The 18,991-nt window shown below is 55.8% G+C and carries 16 protein-coding genes; 14 read left to right on the top strand and 2 right to left on the bottom strand.

Annotated features, from left to right (window positions below):
- Window positions 1-23 precede the first annotated feature (23 nt).
- Window positions 24-1,298 carry a citrate synthase gene (gltA, locus tag QPL95_RS16135; protein ID WP_303291961.1) on the bottom strand — a complete coding sequence of 425 codons (1,275 nt, stop codon included), beginning with the start codon at window positions 1,296-1,298 and terminating at the stop codon, window positions 24-26.
- Window positions 1,299-1,777: 479 nt separating this feature from the next.
- Between gltA and sdhC the strand changes: the two genes are divergently transcribed.
- From sdhC to rluB, 13 genes are all read left to right on the top strand, one after another.
- A complete protein-coding gene (gene sdhC, locus QPL95_RS16130; RefSeq protein ID WP_303291960.1) occupies window positions 1,778-2,155 on the top strand; it encodes a succinate dehydrogenase, cytochrome b556 subunit in 378 nt (125 codons plus the stop codon).
- Window positions 2,146-2,493 (top strand): succinate dehydrogenase, hydrophobic membrane anchor protein, encoded by a 348-nt coding sequence (gene sdhD, locus QPL95_RS16125; protein ID WP_303291959.1) that lies wholly within the window; start codon window positions 2,146-2,148, stop codon window positions 2,491-2,493. The genes sdhC and sdhD overlap by 10 nt, the downstream gene beginning before the upstream one ends.
- A gap of 3 nt (window positions 2,494-2,496) precedes the next feature.
- Complete coding sequence (gene sdhA / locus QPL95_RS16120; RefSeq protein WP_303291958.1) at window positions 2,497-4,269, top strand: succinate dehydrogenase flavoprotein subunit; 1,773 nt, start codon at window positions 2,497-2,499, stop codon at window positions 4,267-4,269.
- A gap of 15 nt (window positions 4,270-4,284) precedes the next feature.
- Window positions 4,285-4,989 carry a succinate dehydrogenase iron-sulfur subunit gene (locus tag QPL95_RS16115; protein WP_303291957.1) on the top strand — a complete coding sequence of 235 codons (705 nt, stop codon included), beginning with the start codon at window positions 4,285-4,287 and terminating at the stop codon, window positions 4,987-4,989.
- A 318-nt stretch (window positions 4,990-5,307) separates the two neighbouring features.
- On the top strand, window positions 5,308-8,145 hold the full coding sequence (locus QPL95_RS16110; protein WP_303291956.1) for a 2-oxoglutarate dehydrogenase E1 component: 2,838 nt from the start codon (window positions 5,308-5,310) through the stop codon (window positions 8,143-8,145).
- 25 nt (window positions 8,146-8,170) lie between these two features.
- Window positions 8,171-9,379, top strand: a complete 1,209-nt coding sequence (gene odhB, locus QPL95_RS16105) for a 2-oxoglutarate dehydrogenase complex dihydrolipoyllysine-residue succinyltransferase (protein ID WP_303291955.1) — start codon at window positions 8,171-8,173, stop codon at window positions 9,377-9,379.
- 35 nt (window positions 9,380-9,414) lie between these two features.
- On the top strand, window positions 9,415-10,857 hold the full coding sequence (lpdA, locus tag QPL95_RS16100; RefSeq protein ID WP_303291954.1) for a dihydrolipoyl dehydrogenase: 1,443 nt from the start codon (window positions 9,415-9,417) through the stop codon (window positions 10,855-10,857).
- A gap of 196 nt (window positions 10,858-11,053) precedes the next feature.
- Complete coding sequence (gene sucC, locus QPL95_RS16095; RefSeq protein ID WP_303291953.1) at window positions 11,054-12,220, top strand: ADP-forming succinate--CoA ligase subunit beta; 1,167 nt, start codon at window positions 11,054-11,056, stop codon at window positions 12,218-12,220.
- On the top strand, window positions 12,220-13,092 hold the full coding sequence (gene sucD / locus QPL95_RS16090) for a succinate--CoA ligase subunit alpha (RefSeq protein ID WP_303291952.1): 873 nt from the start codon (window positions 12,220-12,222) through the stop codon (window positions 13,090-13,092). Before sucC ends, sucD begins: the two co-directional genes overlap by 1 nt.
- Before the next feature lie 196 nt (window positions 13,093-13,288).
- On the top strand, window positions 13,289-14,503 hold the full coding sequence (locus QPL95_RS16085) for a tryptophan--tRNA ligase (protein ID WP_303291951.1): 1,215 nt from the start codon (window positions 13,289-13,291) through the stop codon (window positions 14,501-14,503).
- A 39-nt stretch (window positions 14,504-14,542) separates the two neighbouring features.
- Window positions 14,543-15,370, top strand: coding sequence for a ScpA family protein (locus QPL95_RS16080; protein WP_303291950.1), 828 nt, complete (start codon window positions 14,543-14,545; stop codon window positions 15,368-15,370).
- Between the two features lie 16 nt (window positions 15,371-15,386).
- A complete protein-coding gene (gene scpB, locus QPL95_RS16075) occupies window positions 15,387-16,052 on the top strand; it encodes an SMC-Scp complex subunit ScpB (protein ID WP_303291949.1) in 666 nt (221 codons plus the stop codon).
- A 39-nt stretch (window positions 16,053-16,091) separates the two neighbouring features.
- Window positions 16,092-17,099 carry a 23S rRNA pseudouridine(2605) synthase RluB gene (gene rluB / locus QPL95_RS16070; RefSeq protein ID WP_303291948.1) on the top strand — a complete coding sequence of 336 codons (1,008 nt, stop codon included), beginning with the start codon at window positions 16,092-16,094 and terminating at the stop codon, window positions 17,097-17,099.
- Between the two features lie 12 nt (window positions 17,100-17,111).
- Here the strand turns inward: rluB and QPL95_RS16065 are convergent, their stop codons facing one another.
- Window positions 17,112-18,038 carry a GGDEF domain-containing protein gene (locus QPL95_RS16065; RefSeq protein WP_303291947.1) on the bottom strand — a complete coding sequence of 309 codons (927 nt, stop codon included), beginning with the start codon at window positions 18,036-18,038 and terminating at the stop codon, window positions 17,112-17,114.
- Between the two features lie 272 nt (window positions 18,039-18,310).
- Between QPL95_RS16065 and QPL95_RS16060 the strand changes: the two genes are divergently transcribed.
- Window positions 18,311-18,991 (top strand): GntR family transcriptional regulator, encoded by a 681-nt coding sequence (locus QPL95_RS16060; protein ID WP_303291945.1) that lies wholly within the window; start codon window positions 18,311-18,313, stop codon window positions 18,989-18,991.

Below are 18,991 nucleotides of genomic sequence, written 5' to 3'. Positions count from 1 at the left end.
GTTTCCCGGTTGGTGCCGGGCAATTACTTCTTGGGGTAGTCGCGCTTGGGTGAGCCAGTGTAAAGCTGGCGCGGGCGACCAATCCGGTTGTTGCCGCTGACCATTTCGTTCCAGTGGGAGAACCAGCCGATGGTCCGGGACATCGCGAAAATAACGGTAAACATGGATGTTGGGATACCGATAGCTTTCAGGATAATGCCGGAGTAGAAGTCGACGTTCGGGTACAGCTGGCGCTGGACGAAGTATTCGTCTTCCAGAGCAATCTGCTCAAGGCGCTGGGCGATCTTCAGCAGCGGATCGTTTTCAAGGCCGAGTTCCTTCAAAACCTGGTGCGCAGTTTCGCTCATCACTTTGGCGCGTGGGTCGAAGTTCTTGTAGACCCGGTGACCAAAGCCCATCAGGCGGAAAGGATCGTCTTTGTCTTTCGCTTTGGCGATGAAGGTATCGATGTTGGATACATCGCCAATTTCGGCCAGCATATCCAGAACGGCTTCGTTTGCACCGCCGTGAGCAGGGCCCCAAAGGGCTGCAATGCCAGATGCGATGCAGGCGTAGGGGTTAGCGCCCGTGGAGCCTGCCAGGCGAACGGTCGATGTTGATGCATTCTGCTCGTGATCTGCGTGCAGGATGAAGATCTTGTCCATAGCGTTAGCCAGAACAGGGTTTGGCTTGTAGTCTTCGCAAGGCGTGCCAAACATCATGTGCAGGAAGTTTTCTGCGTAGGACAGATCGTTCCGAGGATACATGAACGGCTGACCCATGGAGTATTTGTAGCACCATGCAGCGATCGTGGGCATTTTCGCAATCAGGCGATGGCCGGTGATTTCACGCTGTTTGGGGTCCGATACGTCCATCTGGTCGTGATAGAACGCCGACAAGGCGCCTACAACACCACACATAATGGCCATCGGGTGCGCATCACGGCGGAAGCCGTTGAAGAAATTGCGCATCTGATCGTGCAGCATGGTGTGGTTTTTGATGGTTTCGTGGAAAGCTTTGTTTTCATCCTCATTCGGTAGCTCACCGTTGAGGAGCAGGTAGCAAACTTCGAGGAAATCGGACTGCTCGGCGAGCTGATCGATAGGGTAGCCCCGGTGCAGTAATACGCCGTTGGCGCCATCAATGTAGGTAATGGCTGATTCGCAGGCTGCCGTGGAGACGAAACCGGGATCGTATGTGAAAACGCCTTCCTGGACTAGGCCGCGTACGTCAATAACGTCAGGGCCGACGGTGCCGGAGTAAACCGGAAGCTCAATGGACTTGTCTCCCACCGAGAGCGTGGCTTTCCTGTCGGTCATGTTGCTCTCCTGTTTGATTAGCTGTAACAGCTTTTTGCATTTATATAAGGTGCGCAAGAAGGCGCGTATTATCGCAAAACTGGCGGCAAAATATAGGGTGTCAGCTTTTTTTGTCAATCTATTGGGTTGGAAAACCCTGAATTGAGTGGTGGAGATTGAATCGCGAAGGGTGCAGTTCCGGCGCTTGCGGGCCTGAAACGGTTTTGTCAATAAGCCAAAAAGAGGGGGCTGGCAGGCGGCAGGCAAGGCTTTCGGGCCGGTTGCAAGTTTGTAATTACCGGGGCGTCTCCTTATAATCCGTAGCCCGGAATCGGGGATGCGCCTGCCTGCAGGCTCCAGCATAGCAAGCTATCTGGTTGTCATCCGCCCTCCTGAACCAATCGGTTATCGGTATCGTAACGATTCTCCGATCCCAACATACTAACCATCCGCTGCCGGATTTTCGGCTTTGCGGAACCAAGAGAGAGTGTGAGAGCGCTGTGAATAGCAAACGACCAGTAAATCTCGATCTCGGCAAGTTCCATTTCCCGCTGCCAGCCATTACTTCGATCCTGCATCGCATCAGCGGCATCATCATCTTTGTGGGTGTTGCCTTTCTGATGTACGGCCTGGATCTCTCCCTGTCCGGAGAAGATGGCTTCAATCGTGTGAATGAACTGCTGGACAGCTTCCTGGCAAAGCTGATTACCTGGGGCATCCTGTCTGCTCTGCTGTACCATCTCGTCGCGGGCATCAAGCATTTGCTGATGGACGCGGGTGTTGGCGAAGAGCTTGAAAGTGGTCGCCTTGCCGCGAAAATCACGCTAGTGGTTTCCATTGTTCTCATTATTCTGGCAGGAGTCTGGGTATGGGCATGAATAGTGTAACGAACATCGGTCGTAACGGGATTCAGGACTGGATCATCCAGCGCGCTACTGCTTACATCCTGGCTCTGTACACACTGTTCCTCCTGGGCTTTTTTGTGACGACGGATGTCGATTACCAGGCTTGGTCAGCGCTTTTCGGTCAGGGATGGTTCAAGATTTTCAGTCTGCTTGCGTTGCTGTCGATTGCAGGGCACGCATGGGTTGGCCTGTGGACAGTTTCTACCGACTATATCAAACCAGCGATGCCGCGTTTCCTGCTTCAGGCGGCCTGCGTACTCGTGATGTTTGTGTATGTAGTTTGGGGCATTCAGATTCTTTGGGGGCTTTAATAGATGGCTAACATCAAAACCATGTCTTACGACGCGATTGTGATTGGTGGTGGCGGAGCCGGTATGCGAGCCGCCCTGCAGCTGACAGAGTCCGGTCTTAACACCGCGTGTATCACTAAAGTATTCCCGACCCGCTCGCACACGGTATCTGCCCAGGGCGGTATTACCTGTGCGATCGCAAGTGCTGATCCCAACGACGATTGGCGCTGGCACATGTATGACACCGTCAAGGGCTCCGACTACATCGGTGACCAGGACGCGATCGAATACATGTGTTCTGTAGGTCCGCAGGCAGTCTTCGAGCTTGAGCACATGGGCTTGCCGTTCTCACGTACTGAGCAGGGCCGTATCTATCAGCGTCCGTTCGGTGGTCAGTCCAAAGGCCCGGATGATCCTACTCAGGCCGCGCGTACCTGTGCCGCTGCTGACCGTACTGGTCACGCTCTGCTGCACACGCTCTATCAGGCGAACCTGAAAGGCGGTACCAGCTTCCTGAATGAGTGGTATGCGGTTGATCTGGTCAAGAACGCCAAGAACGAAGTGGTTGGTGTTGTTGCGATTGAAATCGAAACCGGTGAAGTGGCCTACATCAAAGCCAAGGCTACGGTACTGGCGACGGGTGGTGCAGGTCGCATCTATGCGTCTACAACCAATGCCCTGATCAATACCGGTGACGGTATCGGCATGGCGCTGCGTGCAGGCTTCCCGGTGCAGGATATGGAAATGTGGCAGTTCCACCCGACCGGTATCTACGGCGCGGGTACGCTGGTGACAGAGGGTTGCCGCGGAGAGGGTGGTTATCTGATCAACTCCGAAGGTGAGCGTTTCATGGAGCGTTATGCGCCAAACGCGAAAGATCTTGCTGGCCGCGATGTGGTAGCCCGTTCCATGGTTCTCGAGATTCTGGAAGGCCGTGGTTGTGGTCCCGAAAAGGATCACGTTTTGCTGAAGCTGGATCACCTGGGTGAAGAAACTCTGAACCTGCGTTTGCCCGGCATTTGTGAGCTGTCCCGTACCTTTGCCCACGTGGACCCGGTAAAAGAGCCGGTTCCGGTGGTGCCGACCTGTCACTACATGATGGGCGGTATCCCGACCAACGTTGGTGGCCAGGCGCTGACCCAGGACGAAAACGGCAACGACCAGCCAATCCCTGGCCTGTTCGCTTGCGGTGAAGCTGCCTGCGTGTCTGTTCACGGCGCTAACCGTCTGGGCGGCAACTCGTTGCTGGACCTGGTTGTCTTTGGCCGGGCTGCTGGCCTGCACATTGAAGAACAGATTCGCGGCGGTTTCGACGTCGACGGTGCCAGCGATGAAGACATCAAACGTGCCATGGCTCGTCTGGATCGTCTGGATACGGCTTCTGAAGGTGAAGATGTCGCGAAGGTCCGCAAGGATCTGCAGAACTGCATGCAGCTTTACTTTGGCGTATTCCGTGACGGAAAGAGCATGGAAGAAGGTCTGAAGAAACTGGAAGCCATCGGTGAGCGCGTGCGTAAGACCAAGCTGGCTGATACCAGTAAAGCCTTCAACACAGCGCGTATCGAAGCACTGGAGCTGGACAACCTTTACGAGGTGGCGCTGGCAACTGCGATTTCGGCGAACGAGCGTAAAGAAAGCCGTGGTGCGCATGCCCGTAACGACTTCACCGAGCGTGACGACGAGAACTGGCTGAAGCATTCCATGTACTTCCCGCTCGATAAGCGCGTGGGCAAGCGTGACGTGAACTTTGCGCCGAAGACTGTTCCGACCTTCGAGCCGAAAATCCGGACCTACTAAGGGGAGATCCTGAATATGTTGGTAAGTCTGTATCGCTATAACCCAGAAGCCGATAATGCCCCTTACATGCAGGATGTAGAGGTTGAGATCCCGGAAGGTAAGGATCTCATGGTGCTGGATGTTCTCAATCTCGTGAAGGAGAAAGATCCTTCTATGAGCTACCGTCGTTCTTGCCGTGAGGGTGTTTGCGGCTCTGACGGTATGAACATGAACGGCAAGAACGGTTTGGCTTGTATCACGCCGGTCTCGGACGTGGTCAAGAACAACAAACTGGTTCTGCGTCCGCTGCCAGGTCTGCCGGTGATCCGTGACCTGGTCGTGGATATGGGTCTTTTCTACAAGCAGTACGAAAAGGTCATGCCGTACCTGGTTAACGATAAGCCGGCGCCTGCTATTGAGCGCCTGCAGTCTCCGGAAGAGCGTGAAAAGCTGGACGGTCTGTACGAGTGTATTCTCTGTGCGTGCTGCTCTACTGCCTGTCCGTCCTTCTGGTGGAACCCGGACAAGTTCATTGGGCCTTCTGGTCTGCTGCAAGCCTACCGCTTCCTGGCGGACAGTCGTGACACCGCGCAGGCGGAGCGTCTTGAGAACCTGGACGATCCGTTCAGCGTGTTCCGCTGCCGGGGCATCATGAACTGCGTCAGTGTCTGTCCGAAGGGCTTGAACCCTACCAAAGCCATCGGGCATATACGGAATCTTCTGCTTCAGCGAGCCACCTGACCGGCAAACTGAGCAGAACCAGCTATACTGGTGTTTTGATGCCAGTTGGCACCCCTTGAAGGCCTCGCTTATGCGGGGCCTTCAACCAAAGGCTTATAGTCAAAAGTCTTACCGGGGTGCAAACTTACGTCTGCTGCCCGGTCGCCTTATCCAGGATGTCGGGTGGTGTCGCTGAGTATAAAAAATCACTGGGGACGGAAAACATCCTTGCAGGGTGTGGTGGCCATAAGTCATGCCGTAATATCCCGTATTGACTGAGAATTACCCCTGGCCGACCATACTCGCTCCCCCGCACCAGCCCAAGGTGAGCTATTCAAAATGCACGAAAGCATCATGGAGCAGTTATGGCAGACTTCCCACTTGCAGGGTGGAAATCTGGCCTATGTTGAACAGCTTTTTGAAACCTACCTGACAGACCCGAACGCAATTCCTGAAGAGTGGCGGAGTTACTTTGACAAACTCCCCAGTGTCGACGGCCATCACGGCCGTGATGTGGTCCACTCATCCATCCGCGAACAGTTCGAGCATATCTCCCGCAATCAGCGTTTCCTGGCCAATGGCGGCGTGCCGGCCAGTGCCACCACTGACGCTGACAAAAAGCAGATCCGTGTTCTACAGCTGATTAACGCTTACCGTTTTCGCGGTCATCAGGAATCCACGCTTGACCCACTTGGTGTCTGGCAGCGCGAGCCTGTTGAGGATCTTGATCCGTCTTTCCATGAACTGGGTGAATCCGATCTTGACCTGGAATTTCAGACCGGTTCCCTGAATTTCGGCTCCGAGACCATGAAGCTCGGAGACATCGTTCAAGGCCTGCGCCAGACCTACTGTAAAAGTATTGGCGCAGAATACATGCATGTGGTGGATACCCGCATCAAGCGCTGGTTTCAACAGCGTATGGAGCCGGTAAGGTCCCGTCCGGAGTATGAGACGCAAACCCGTAAGCATCTTCTGGAGCGCCTGACTGCGGCAGAAGGCCTTGAAAAATACCTTGGCTCCCGTTATCCGGGCGTCAAACGTTTTGGTCTGGAAGGGGGCGAAAGCCTGATTCCGTGCCTGGATGAGCTTATCCAGCGTGCGGGTTCCTACGGCACCAAAGAGATTGTTCTGGGCATGGCGCACCGTGGCCGCCTGAACGTTTTGATTAATACCCTTGGTAAAAACCCGAAAGAGCTGTTTGATGAATTTGAGGGCAAAAAGCTCGCGGATTCCGGTTCCGGTGACGTGAAGTATCACCAGGGTTTCTCCTCCAACGTAATGACTCCGGGTGGCGAAGTTCACCTGGCGATGGCGTTTAACCCGTCACACCTCGAGATCGTTTCGCCGGTTGTCGTCGGTTCGGTACGTGCCCGCCAGGATCGTCGTGGAGACACCGACGGCAGTAAGGTGCTACCAATTGTAATGCACGGTGACGCTGCATTTGCGGGTCAGGGTGTGGTCATGGAAACCTTCCAGATGTCCCAGACCCGGGGCTTCGGGGTAGGCGGTACTATCCATATTGTGATCAACAACCAGGTAGGCTTCACCACCAGCAAGCAGGAAGACGCCCGTTCGACAGAATACTGTACCGACGTGGCGAAAATGGTTCAGGCGCCGATCCTGCACGTGAACGCAGATGATCCTGAAGCGGTCATGTTTGTTACTCAGATGGCCATGGATTACCGCAACGAGTTCAAGCGGGACGTGGTGATCGATCTGGTTTGTTACCGCCGTCGCGGCCATAACGAGGCGGACGAGCCGGCAGCAACCCAGCCGCTGATGTATGAGAAAATTCGCAAGCTGAACACCACTCGGGGTATTTATGCCGAGCAACTGGTTGCCGCCGGGGTGATCAGCGAAGAAGAAGCCAAGCAGATGGAAACCGACTACCGTGATGCGCTTGATAAAGGCGAGCACGTGGTCAAGTCGCTGGTGAAAGAACCAAACAAAGAGCTGTACGTTGATTGGGCGCCGTATCTCGGCCATGAGTGGACTGCCAAGTGCAAGACCAGTGTTGCGCCTAAAACGGTTCAGAAACTTGGCAAGAAGCTGACCCAGGTGCCCGAAGGGTTCAGTATTCAGCGTCAGGTTTCCAAAATCGTCAACGATCGGGAAAAGATGACCGCCGGTGCCCTGTCTCTGAACTGGGGCTACGGTGAGATGATGGCTTATGCCACCCTGCTGAATGAAGGCCATCCGATCCGCCTGACCGGTCAGGATGTTGGCCGTGGTACCTTCTCACACCGCCACGCCGTGCTGCATAACCAGAAAGACGGTTCCACGCACGTTTCCCTGCAAGAACTTGCTGAAGATCAGCCCAAGTTTGATATCTATGATTCGTTTCTTTCCGAAGAAGCCGTTATGGCGTTCGAGTATGGCTACTCAACGACCAAGCCGGATGCATTGATTGTTTGGGAAGCGCAGTTTGGCGACTTCGCCAACGGTGCCCAGGTGGTGATCGATCAGTTCCTGACCAGCGGTGAGCATAAGTGGGGCCGTCTGTGTGGTCTGACGTTGCTGTTGCCGCACGGTTACGAGGGGCAGGGCCCGGAACACAGTTCGGCTCGTATGGAGCGCTTCCTGCAGTTGAGTGCGGAGCACAATATTCAGGTGTGTGTTCCGACCACGCCGTCGCAGGTGTTCCATATGTTGCGTCGCCAGGTGAAGCGCCCGTTGCGCAAGCCGCTGGTGGCGATTACACCCAAGAGCCTGCTGCGCCATAAAGAAGCGATATCCAGCCTTGATGATCTGACGTCTGGCACCTTCCAGACCGTGTTGCCGGAGAAAGAGCCCTCTGATCCGAAGAAAGTAACGCGCCTGGTGATGTGCAGTGGCAAGGTTTACTACGATCTGCTGGAAAAGAAGAAGACAGATGAGCGTGATGACGTTGCCCTCGTGCGGATCGAGCAGCTGTACCCGTTCCCGGGTGACGATCTGGATGAACTTCTGAGCCAGTACCCCAAGCTCAAGCATGTGGTCTGGTGTCAGGAAGAGCCGATGAACCAGGGCGCCTGGTACTGCAGTCAGCATCATATGCGCAATGCGCTGCAGCGCCTGAACCCGAAACTCTATCTTCAGTATGCCGGTCGTGACGCCTCTGCTGCTCCAGCCTGTGGGCACATGTCTGTGCACATCGAAGAGCAGAAGAAACTGGTCAACGACGCGTTCGAAATCTGACGAGCTACCGAACTAAGGATCCGTAATGTCAACAGAGATTAAAGCCCCAGTTTTCCCTGAGTCGGTTGCCGAAGGCACCGTCGCGACCTGGCACAAGCAGCCGGGTGAAGCCTGCTCCCGAGACGAGCTGATTGTCGATATCGAAACCGATAAGGTTGTGCTGGAAGTGGTTGCGCCGGCCGATGGTGTGATTGAAGAAATCCTGAAAGGCGAAGGCGACACCTGCGAAAGCGGTGAAGTGATCGGCAAGTTCAAGGCCGGTGCGGCCGGTGAATCCAAGCCTGCTGAGAGCAAGCCTGACGAAAAGGCGGAAGCGCCCAAGGAAGACGCTGCTTCCGGAGACGCCATCCTGAGCCCGGCGGCACGTAAACTGGCCGAGGAAAATAACGTTGATCCGGCTGCGGTCAAAGGCACAGGCAAAGACGGCCGTGTGACCAAGGAAGACGTTCAGAACCATGTGGCCAGCAGTAAATCCAGCGCGCCAGCGGCGGCCAAGCCAGCAGCCATGCCGGAAGTGAGCATGGCGCCGGGCGAGCGTCCGGAAAAGCGTGTTCCGATGACTCGCCTGAGGGCCAGCATTGCCAAGCGTCTGGTTGACGCTCAGCAAACGGCAGCGATGCTGACCACCTTCAACGAAGTGAACATGGCGCCGATCATGGAGCTGCGTAAGCAGTACCAGGAAAGCTTCGTGAAACGTCACGGTATCAAGCTGGGCTTCATGTCGTTCTTCACCAAGGCGGCGACCGAAGCTTTGAAGCGCTTCCCGGCCGTGAACGCGTCTATCGATGGCAACGACATGGTGTATCACGGTTATCAGGACATCGGCGTTGCCGTTTCCACTGACCGTGGCCTGGTGGTACCGGTTGTTCGTGACGTCGATGCATTGGGGCTGGCTGATATCGAGAAGAAAATTGTCGAATACGGCACCAAGGCGAAAGACGGCAAACTCGGCATTGAAGACATGACCGGTGGTACCTTTACCATCACCAACGGCGGTATTTTCGGTTCCTTGATCTCGACGCCGATCCTGAACCCGCCGCAGACCGCCATCCTGGGTATGCACAAGATCCAGGAGCGCCCGATGGCGGTGAACGGCAAGGTTGAAATTCTGCCGATGATGTACCTGGCACTGTCATACGATCACCGCATGATCGATGGTAAGGAAGCCGTGCAGTTCCTGGTGGCCATCAAGGAAATGCTTGAAGACCCGGCTCGCATTCTGCTGGACGTGTAAGCTGACATTCACCGAATCTGAGAACAGGAAAGATTATGTCCGATAAGTACGACGTCATTGTCATTGGTGCTGGCCCCGGTGGATATGTGGCAGCGATCAAAGCCGCGCAACTGGGTTTGAAGACCGCCTGTGTCGAATCCTGGACAGCCGAAGACGGCAAAAGCCAGGTGCTGGGTGGTACCTGTCTGAATGTTGGTTGCATACCGTCCAAGGCGCTGCTGGAAGTGACTCACAAGTTTGAGGAAGCCAGCCACGATTACGAGTCCATGGGTATCATGGCGAAGGGCGTTGAAATTGACGTCGCCAAGATGATGGAACGCAAAGCCGGTATCGTTAAACAATTGACCGGCGGTATTGGCGGATTGTTCAAAGCGAACGGTGTAACGTCAATTCATGGTCACGGTAAATTGTTGGCGGGCCGTAAGGTCGAGGTCACCGATAAAGACGGTAAAACCAAGACTTACGAAGCGGATAACGTGATTCTTGCCAGCGGCTCCAAGCCGATCGAAATTCCGCCTGCGCCGTTCGACGGCGATTACATCGTCGATTCCGAGGGCGCACTGGAGTTCACGGAAGTGCCCAAGCGTCTGGGCGTTATCGGCGCTGGTGTTATCGGCCTCGAGCTCGGTAGTGTATGGGCTCGCCTGGGTGCGGAAGTGACCATTCTGGAGGCGCAGGACACCTTCCTGCCGGTTGTCGATCAGCAGATCGCCAAGGATTCTCTCAAGCACTTCAAAAAGCAGGGCCTGAACATCATTACCGGTGCTCGTATGACCGGTGCTGAAGTCAAGCGCAAGCTGGTTTACGTGAACTACGAGGATTCCAAGGGCAAGCAAGAGGTCAAGTTTGACAAGCTGATCGTCGCGGTTGGCCGTCGGCCTTATACGGATGGGCTGCTGTCTGAGGATTCCGGTGTCAAGCTGGATGAGCGCGGGTTCATCTTTGTCGATGACAACTGCAAGACCGAAGCGCCGGGCGTCTGGGCTGTCGGCGATATCGTTCGTGGCCCAATGCTGGCTCACAAAGCGTCTGAAGAGGGCGTGATGGTTGCCGAGCGTATCGCAGGCCACAAGCCGCAGGTCAATTACGACTGCATCCCCAACGTAATCTACACCGCGCCGGAAGTTGCCTGGGTTGGCAAGACCGAAGAGCAGCTGAAAGCCGAAGGTGAAGAATACAATGTGGGCACCTTCCCGTTTGCGGCCAATGGTCGTGCCATGGCCGCCAATTCGACGGGTGGCATGGTCAAAATCATCGCAGACGCGAAGACCGACCGTATTCTGGGCTTCCACGTGGTTGGCCCGCAGGCGTCTGAAATCGTTGCCCAGGGTGTCATCGCCATGGAATTCGGTTCCAGTGCTGAAGATCTGGCCCTGACCTGCTTTGCGCACCCGACTCTGTCCGAGTCTGTGCATGAAGCGGCTCTGGCCGTTGCTGGTGGCGCGATTCACATCGCCAACCGCCGCAAAAAGAAGTAACGCAACACCGAAAGTCGGGGCGCCAGAATCGGCGCCCCGCTGCCATCAAAACGGCAGGTTTCGGGATGCGTAACCGGCGGGCACAGGCGATCCCTCGCCCGCCAGAACGAATTCGCTAAAGGTATGCCAAGGGCGGCATGCCTGCGGGTTCTTTTCCGTACGTGGTTATCCTCCATCAAATGACGGGACATTAACTATGAATTTGCACGAATATCAGGGCAAGCAGCTGTTTGCTGAATATGGCCTGCCAGTATCCAAGGGCATCGCCTGCGATACTCCGAAAGAAGCAGTCGACGCAGCCGGTGAAATCGGTGGTGACGCGTGGGTTGTCAAGGCTCAGGTTCACGCGGGTGGTCGCGGTAAAGCCGGCGGTGTAAAGCTGGTCAAGAACAAAGACGAAATCCGTGAGTTTGCCGAGAAATGGCTGGGCCAGAAGCTGGTGACCTACCAGACAGACGAAAACGGCCAGCCGGTGAGCAAGATTCTGGTTGAATCCCTGACTGATATCGACCAGGAACTCTACCTGGGCGCGGTGGTTGACCGTGGTACCCGTCGTATCGTGTTCATGGCGTCCACCGAAGGCGGCGTGGAAATCGAGAAAGTTGCTGAAGAAACCCCTGAGAAAATTCTGAAGGCCGAAGTAGATCCGCTGGTAGGCGCACAGCCATACCAAGGGCGCGAACTGGCGTTCAAACTGGGCCTGGAAGGCAAGCAGATCGGTCAGTTCACCAAGATTTTCATGGGCCTGGCGAAACTGTTTGAGGATTGCGACCTGGCGCTGGTTGAAATCAACCCGCTGGTTATCACTCCGGCTGGCGACCTGCACTGCCTGGACGCCAAACTCGGCGTAGACGGTAACGCACTGTACCGCCAGAAGAAAATCCATGAAATGCACGATCCCTCCCAGGAAGACGCTCGTGAAGCCGAAGCGGCCAAGTGGGAACTGAACTACGTAGCCCTGGAAGGCAACATCGGCTGCATGGTTAACGGCGCTGGCCTGGCCATGGGCACCATGGACATCATCAAATTGTCTGGCGGCCGTCCTGCTAACTTCCTGGACGTTGGCGGCGGTGCGACCAAAGAGCGCGTTTCTGAAGCGTTCAAGATCATTCTGTCTGACGACAATGTGCAGGCCGTTCTGGTCAACATCTTCGGTGGTATCGTTCGCTGCGACATGATCGCAGAGGGCATCATCGGTGCGGTCAAGGAAGTGGGCGTCAAGGTTCCTGTGGTGGTTCGCCTGGAAGGCAACAATGCTGAACTGGGTATCAAGGTACTGGCTGACAGTGGCCTTAACATCATCGCCGCCACCAGTCTGGCGGATGCCGCAGAGCAAGTCGTTAAAGCCGCAGGGGGTAAATAATGAGCATCCTGATCAACAAAGACACCAAGGTTATCTGCCAGGGCTTTACCGGCGCGCAGGGTACGTTCCACTCTGAGCAGGCGATTGAATACGGCACCAAGATGGTCGGCGGCGTAAGCCCCGGCAAAGGCGGCACCAAGCACCTGGGCCTGCCGGTGTTTAATACTGTTCGTGAAGCTGTTGAGCAGACTGGCGCAGAAGCGACCGTTATCTACGTACCGGCCCCGTTCTGTAAAGACGCCATCATTGAAGCCGCAGACGCTGGCATCCAGCTGATTGTGTGCATCACCGAAGGCATCCCGACCATCGACATGCTGTATGCGAAAGAATACGTTGATCGTCAGGGCGTGCGCATGATCGGCCCCAACTGTCCGGGCGTGATCACACCGGGTGAGTGCAAGATCGGCATCATGCCGGGGCACATTCACAAGCCGGGTAAAGTGGGCATCGTTTCCCGTTCAGGCACCCTGACTTACGAAGCGGTCAAGCAGACCACCGATTTCGGCTACGGTCAGTCTACCTGCATCGGTATCGGTGGCGACCCGATTCCGGGCTCCAACTTCATCGATATCCTCAAGCTTCTGCAGGAAGATCCGCAGACTGAGGCCATCGTGATGATTGGTGAGATCGGCGGTACCGCCGAAGAAGAAGCAGCCGCGTTCATCAAAGAGAACGTGACCAAGCCTGTGGTTTCCTACATTGCCGGTGTAACTGCACCTCCAGGCAAGCGTATGGGCCACGCAGGTGCCATCATTTCTGGTGGTAAGGGTACCGCAGACGAGAAGTTTGCTGCTCTGAATGACGCAGGCGTTAAAACGGTGCGCAGCCTGGCCGACATCGGCAAGGCTCTGAAGGAAGTGACTGGCTGGTAAGCTACCTCACAACCTTTACCAAAACCCCCGGATTCGCAAGAATTCCGGGGGTTTTGTGTTATGGGGGCACGGTTTTACCAGTGCGCGCTTAACGCAGGCGGGCGTTAAGACTATAATGCCCGGTCAGCCTGATTCCAGAGGCCGCATTATCGCGGTGAAATCCGGCGCCTTTCAAACAGCAGAAGGAGTTCGTGCTTTGAGTTCTGTCGATTCCCAGCAAAGAGTGTTGTCCGGCATGCGTCCGACCGGCAAGCTGCACCTCGGCCACTACCACGGTGTGCTGAAAAACTGGGTGAAACTCCAGCACGAGTATGAGTGCTTCTTCTTCGTGGCAGACTGGCATGCGTTAACCACCCAGTACGATGACCCTTCGGGTATTGAGCAGAGTGTGTGGGATATGGTCATTGACTGGCTGGCGGCCGGGGTTAATCCGGGCTCTTCCACCATGTTTATCCAGTCTCAGGTGCCGGAACACGCCGAATTGCATTTGCTGCTGTCGATGATTACGCCGCTGGGCTGGCTGGAACGGATTCCCACTTACAAGGATCAGCAGGAGAAACTGCGGGAGAAAGATCTGGCCACCTACGGGTTCCTGGGCTATCCACTCCTGCAAACCGCCGACATTCTGATGTATCGCGCCGGCAAGGTTCCGGTCGGTGCTGATCAGGTGTCTCATGTTGAAATTACCCGTGAGATTGCCCGTCGCTTTAACCACATCTATGGCCGTGAGCCGGGCTTTGAGGATCAAGCCGAGGCGGCAATCGTCAAAATGGGTAAGAAAAACGCCAAGCTGTATCGCAACCTGAAGAAGCGTTATCAGGAGGAGGGCAATAATGAAGCCCTGGAAACAGCTCGGGCCCTGCTGAAAGAGCAGCAGAACATTTCTCTGGGTGACCGTGAGCGGCTGTATGGCTACATCGAAGGGGGCGGCAAGGTGATCCTGCCGGAACCCCAGCCACTGTTGACGCCGGAGTCCAAAATGCCGGGGCTGGACGGCCAGAAAATGTCCAAGTCCTACAATAATTACATCGGTCTTCGGGAAGATCAGGACAGCGTTGCTCAGAAAATCCGGACCATGCAGACGGATCCCCAGCGAGTACGCCGCACCGATCCGGGTGAACCTGAGAAGTGCCCGGTTTGGGGAATGCACAAAGTGTATTCGAGCGCGGAAACCTGTGACTGGGTGCAGCAAGGCTGTCGCAGCGCAGGCATCGGTTGTCTGGACTGCAAGAAGCCGCTGATCGACTCCATCATTGAAGAACAGAAGCCATTGCACGAGCGGGCGAAAGAGTACGAAAGCAACCCCGATCTTGTGCATTCCATTCTGCAGGAAGGTCGTGAGCACGCAAGGGACGCTGCACGGGATACTCTGGAAGAGGTTCGGGCGGCCATGGGGCTCAGCTATCGCTGAGCCGACTTCGGCAATGGTTAACGACAGGTGGGCGGTGGCATGACGGACGATACCAGGGCGCCGGCTGAAGCAAAGCCAGAAACCCCGGAGCAGGTGCCACTTGCGCTTGTTTCCGGCAAACCTTTGGTGGATTTGCCGAAAGACCTGTATATACCACCCGATGCGCTCGCGGTCTTTCTGGAAGCCTTCGAAGGCCCCCTCGACTTGCTGTTGTACCTGATTCGTCGCCAGAACATGAACATACTGGAGATTGATGTCAGCGAAATCACACGACAGTACATGGACTATATCGGCGCCGTGGAATCCATGCGATTCGAGTTGGCTGCCGAGTATCTGGTCATGGCGGCGACTCTGGCCGAGATCAAATCCCGGATGTTGCTGCCGCGCCAGGAAAGCGATGATGATGAAGAGCTGGATCCACGGGCCGAGCTGATCCGGCGGCTGCAACAGTATGAGCGGTTCAAGCAGGCCGCAGAAGACATCGACCAGATGCCCAGAGTGGAGCGCGACACGTTTACAGGTTCGGCGGCGCTGCCAAAGATGCCGTCGTCTCAGCCTCATCCCGATGTGGACATGCAGGAGTTGATCCTGGCACTGCACGGTGTACTCAAACGTGCGGATCTGTTCACCAGTCACCACGTGGAAAAAGAGCGACTGTCTACCCGTGAGCGCATGTCACACATACTCTCGGTATTGCAGGGAGATCGTTTTGTGACCTTTGAAAGCCTGTTTACGGTCGAAGAAGGTCGGCTGGGTGTGGTGGTCAGTTTTCTGGCGACACTGGAGCTGGTCAAGGAGCAGTTGATCGAGATTGTGCAGGCGGAGGTTCTTGGGCCAATTCATGTTCGTGCCAGAGCCGTCAGCTGAAGGATAACGAAACGCCATGAACGAAGAGCAGATAGCAAGAATTCAGGCCATCGTAGAAGCAGCATTACTGGCGGCAGGAAAGCCGTTGTCCATTGAGCAGCTCAGGGAGTTGTTTCTGGATGATGAACGGCCCGCTCGTCAGGCGATGGAGCATGTCCTGGTAATGTTGGAGCAGTCCTGTGCCGGCCGGGGCTTTGAGTTGAAACAGGTGGCCAGCGGCTATCGACTTCAGGTGCGTGAGGAGTTTGCACCCTGGGTGAGTCGCTTGTTTGAGGAAAAGCCGCAGCGCTATTCCCGTGCGCTGCTGGAAACCTTGGCATTGATTGCCTACCGGCAGCCGATCACCCGCGGCGAGATTGAAGACATTCGCGGTGTTACGGTAAGCAGCAATATCATTCGTACCCTTCTTGAGCGAGAGTGGGCGCGAGTTGTCGGGCATCGAGATGTGCCTGGCAGGCCGGCCATGTACGCCACCACCAGGCAGTTTCTGGACTATTTTAATCTCACTGGCCTCGATGAATTGCCGCCGTTGTCCGAAGTGCGGGATCTGGAAGAGATTGGCCGGGAAATCGAAAAGAATATTCAGGGTGAGATCGAATTCGAGTCCACCCCAAGCAATCCTGAGTCACAGACGGACGAAGGCTCAGGAGACGACGCATCGTCAGAACAGACAATTCACTGACACTGCTTAGGTGTCAGCTACTTAGTAAGGAAAGAACACATGGTGGCATCTAGCCCCGGAAAACCAGGTGCAGGAAAAAAACCGGCTCGTGGTGAGAAATCCCTGGCGGAAGGCCCGGAACGCATTCAGAAGCTTCTGGCCCGGGCAGGTATTGGTTCGCGCCGGGAAATTGAAGGCTGGATGGAGGCGGGCCAGCTGCTGGTAAACGGCCAGCCAGCAGAGCCGGGTCAAAAAGCGACAATCTCAGATCGCTTTGAGCTTAATGGTAAGCAACTGGACGTCTCCTCGGCGGGCCAGGTCGTGCGCCGCGTGCTGATTTACAACAAGCCTGAGGGTGAGGTGACCAGCCGGAAAGATCCCGAAGGCCGCCCAACGGTGTTTGATCGTCTTCCACGCCTGAAAGACCAACGCTGGATCTCCATCGGCCGGCTGGATATCAACACCACAGGCCTGGTACTTTTTACCACCGACGGTGAGCTGGCTAACCGGCTGATGCACCCGTCGAGTCAGATTGACCGGGAGTACGCTGTTCGGGTGTTTGGCGATGTCGATGAAGCTATGCAAAAGCGTCTGCTGCAAGGCGTGTTGCTGGATGATGGCCTGGCCCAGTTTTCAGACATTTCTCCGGCCGGCGGCAGCGGCATGAACCAGTGGTTTCATGTGACTCTGCTGGAAGGCCGTAACCGCGAAGTGCGGCGCTTGTGGGAATCACAGGGTGTCAGGGTCAGCCGTCTGAAGCGGGTGCGCTATGGCCCAATCTTTTTGCCAAGCAGGCTGACACTGGGTAAGTGGGAAGAGCTGGATCAGAAAGCCGTGGACTTACTCAGCCGTGCCGTGGGTCTTCAGTCCGTTGAGGTGCCCCAGAAAACACCGGGTGAGCAGGCGGAACATGACCGAAAGCAACGCAAGAGCCCGGGTAAATCCGCCCAGCGTTCCAAGCGCGGTAGCTGGCAGGTCAGCGAATCGGCGCCGGCCAAGCCGAAGAAATCAGTCAGAAAGGGCGTAGCGGGTAATGCCCGCCCAGCCAGGAACAACCGGGGCTCATAGAGCCCTGCTGTATCAGGAGATGCTGGCAAACACCCGGGTGCAATTCCGTCCGCCTGCTTTGGCGCGATAGAGGGCTTCGTCTGCGCGGGCCATCCACTGCTCAGGTTGTTCGTCAACCAGGTGCATGGCTACGCCGCAGCTTGCGGTTACCGTGAGCGGGGTTTCGCCACCATCCACACGAATTGCTTCCAGCGCCATACGGATCCGCTCGGCAACGTCCCTGGCTTCGTTCTCACCGGTGTGGGGGAGCAATATTGCAAACTCCTCACCGCCAAACCGGTAGACCGTGTCGGAGTTTCGAATAGCCTGCTCCAGCTTTTCAGCGGTCTTTGCCAGGATATGGTCGCCGACGACGTGGCCGTGGTTGTCGTTGATCAACTTGAAGTGATCAAGATCACACAGAATCAGGCTGCAGGGTGCGCCAAGGCGATCTGCAAGCGCTGCTGCTCGTTTCAGTTCTTCATCAAGAGCGCGTTTGTTGCCGATGCCGGTCAGGGAATCTGTCAGAGCGGCCTGCTCAATGGCAATAAACTGACAGGCGTTGCGTAGCGGGCAAATGGCGGCGGACAGCATCATCTCGATACCGGCGAGTTCCTCATCGGAAAACTTCTGACGCCGGTGAAAGGTGAGGCAGCCATAGTGGGTGCCCTCAAGTGTCAGCCGGTATTCACATCGATGTGGCCCGCCCATACCTGTGGAAAAAACGAAATCCTGTCGGGCAATTCTGTGCCGGTATTGCATCGAATCAAACGGAATGGTGGCTGATATCTCCTCGGCAACCATGCTCAGCTGACTTTCCAGTGACAGCGTCGTAGACAACCGCTTTGTCACTCTGGTCAGCAGGTCCGGGCCGCTGCTCCAATCCTGGAATGACTGCTTCAGCGCGGCCAGGCGCGCTGGTTTGGTTGTTGATGGCTGGATCGATGTCAGGTTTTTCACATCAGCTCACTCTGTTCAGAAAAAGAATCATGAGTCGGTGAAAGCACGTTTAATGCCATGATCAAATAGTTCAATAAAACCATGTGTCTAGGTTTCAGATATGGAATTTTGACGCTTTTTAAGGGGCTTTGATTTAACCGGTTGTCATTTTTCCGGCACGTGGTTGCCGCCACCCCGGATTCCTGCAATCAAAATGTCGGACAAGGGGGTGGGGCACGCCATACGCTGTGATAAACTCCAGCGCTCGAATGTGTTAAGCGAGCAGCAGTTGTATGAGATTTGAGGCGCCAGAGAGTCTTTCAGAGCAGATTGCCCAGCATATTGGCCAGAGGGTCGTTGTGCGCGACCTGAAGCCCGGGGAGCGTATTCAGGAACTGAAGGTTGCTGGCGAGCTGAATGTGAGTCGTGGCTCGGTACGTGAAGCCTTGCTGATTCTTGAGCGCCGACATCTGGTTGATATTTTTCCGCGTCGCGGAGCTGTCGTCTCTGAGCTCACTGCCCACTCTGTAAATGCCCTCTACGATATCTATATTGACCTGCTCTGCATGCTTGGGCGCAAGGTTCTTGAACGCTGGCCGGGCAATGAACTGGGCGGCTTGATGAGCCAGGTCGAAGAGCTCCGGGCGGTAATTGATGCCCTCAACTCCAATGCTGACGACGCCGCTGAGCGAGTTATTGAGGCCGGATTTGGTGTTGTTCAGTATGCCTACCGGCTGGTCGACAACCCCTTTCTTCAGGAAACTCTGGAGAACTTTCGCCCTGCAATAAGCCGAACCTATTATGTTGCTCTGGAGCATTTCCGGGGGGAAATGGCGGAAACCGCGACATTCTTCCGGCACCTTGCCGATGCGGCGCTACAGAATGATCCTGCCCGGCTGCAGCAGGCCATACGGGAATTTGGTGAACATCAGCGCCAGCTGGTGCTGAGCATTCTCACGGAGGAGAGCGCCTGA

It is taken from the genome of Marinobacter sp. SS5-14b, from assembly GCF_030541005.1.
In the GTDB taxonomy this organism is placed as follows: Bacteria; Pseudomonadota; Gammaproteobacteria; order Pseudomonadales; family Oleiphilaceae; genus Marinobacter.
This window is presented reverse-complemented; position numbering and strand designations above follow the sequence as displayed.

Coding starts and splice junctions, on each gene's coding strand:
- gltA (WP_303291961.1), bottom strand. CDS start 1,298: ATGACCGACAGGAAAGCCACGCTCTCGGTGGGAGACAAGTCCATTGAG.
- sdhD (WP_303291959.1), top strand. CDS start 2,146: ATGGGCATGAATAGTGTAACGAACATCGGTCGTAACGGGATTCAGGAC.
- sdhA (WP_303291958.1), top strand. CDS start 2,497: ATGGCTAACATCAAAACCATGTCTTACGACGCGATTGTGATTGGTGGT.
- QPL95_RS16115 (WP_303291957.1), top strand. CDS start 4,285: ATGTTGGTAAGTCTGTATCGCTATAACCCAGAAGCCGATAATGCCCCT.
- QPL95_RS16110 (WP_303291956.1), top strand. CDS start 5,308: ATGCACGAAAGCATCATGGAGCAGTTATGGCAGACTTCCCACTTGCAG.
- odhB (WP_303291955.1), top strand. CDS start 8,171: ATGTCAACAGAGATTAAAGCCCCAGTTTTCCCTGAGTCGGTTGCCGAA.
- lpdA (WP_303291954.1), top strand. CDS start 9,415: ATGTCCGATAAGTACGACGTCATTGTCATTGGTGCTGGCCCCGGTGGA.
- sucC (WP_303291953.1), top strand. CDS start 11,054: ATGAATTTGCACGAATATCAGGGCAAGCAGCTGTTTGCTGAATATGGC.
- sucD (WP_303291952.1), top strand. CDS start 12,220: ATGAGCATCCTGATCAACAAAGACACCAAGGTTATCTGCCAGGGCTTT.
- QPL95_RS16080 (WP_303291950.1), top strand. CDS start 14,543: ATGACGGACGATACCAGGGCGCCGGCTGAAGCAAAGCCAGAAACCCCG.
- scpB (WP_303291949.1), top strand. CDS start 15,387: ATGAACGAAGAGCAGATAGCAAGAATTCAGGCCATCGTAGAAGCAGCA.
- rluB (WP_303291948.1), top strand. CDS start 16,092: ATGGTGGCATCTAGCCCCGGAAAACCAGGTGCAGGAAAAAAACCGGCT.
- QPL95_RS16060 (WP_303291945.1), top strand. CDS start 18,311: ATGAGATTTGAGGCGCCAGAGAGTCTTTCAGAGCAGATTGCCCAGCAT.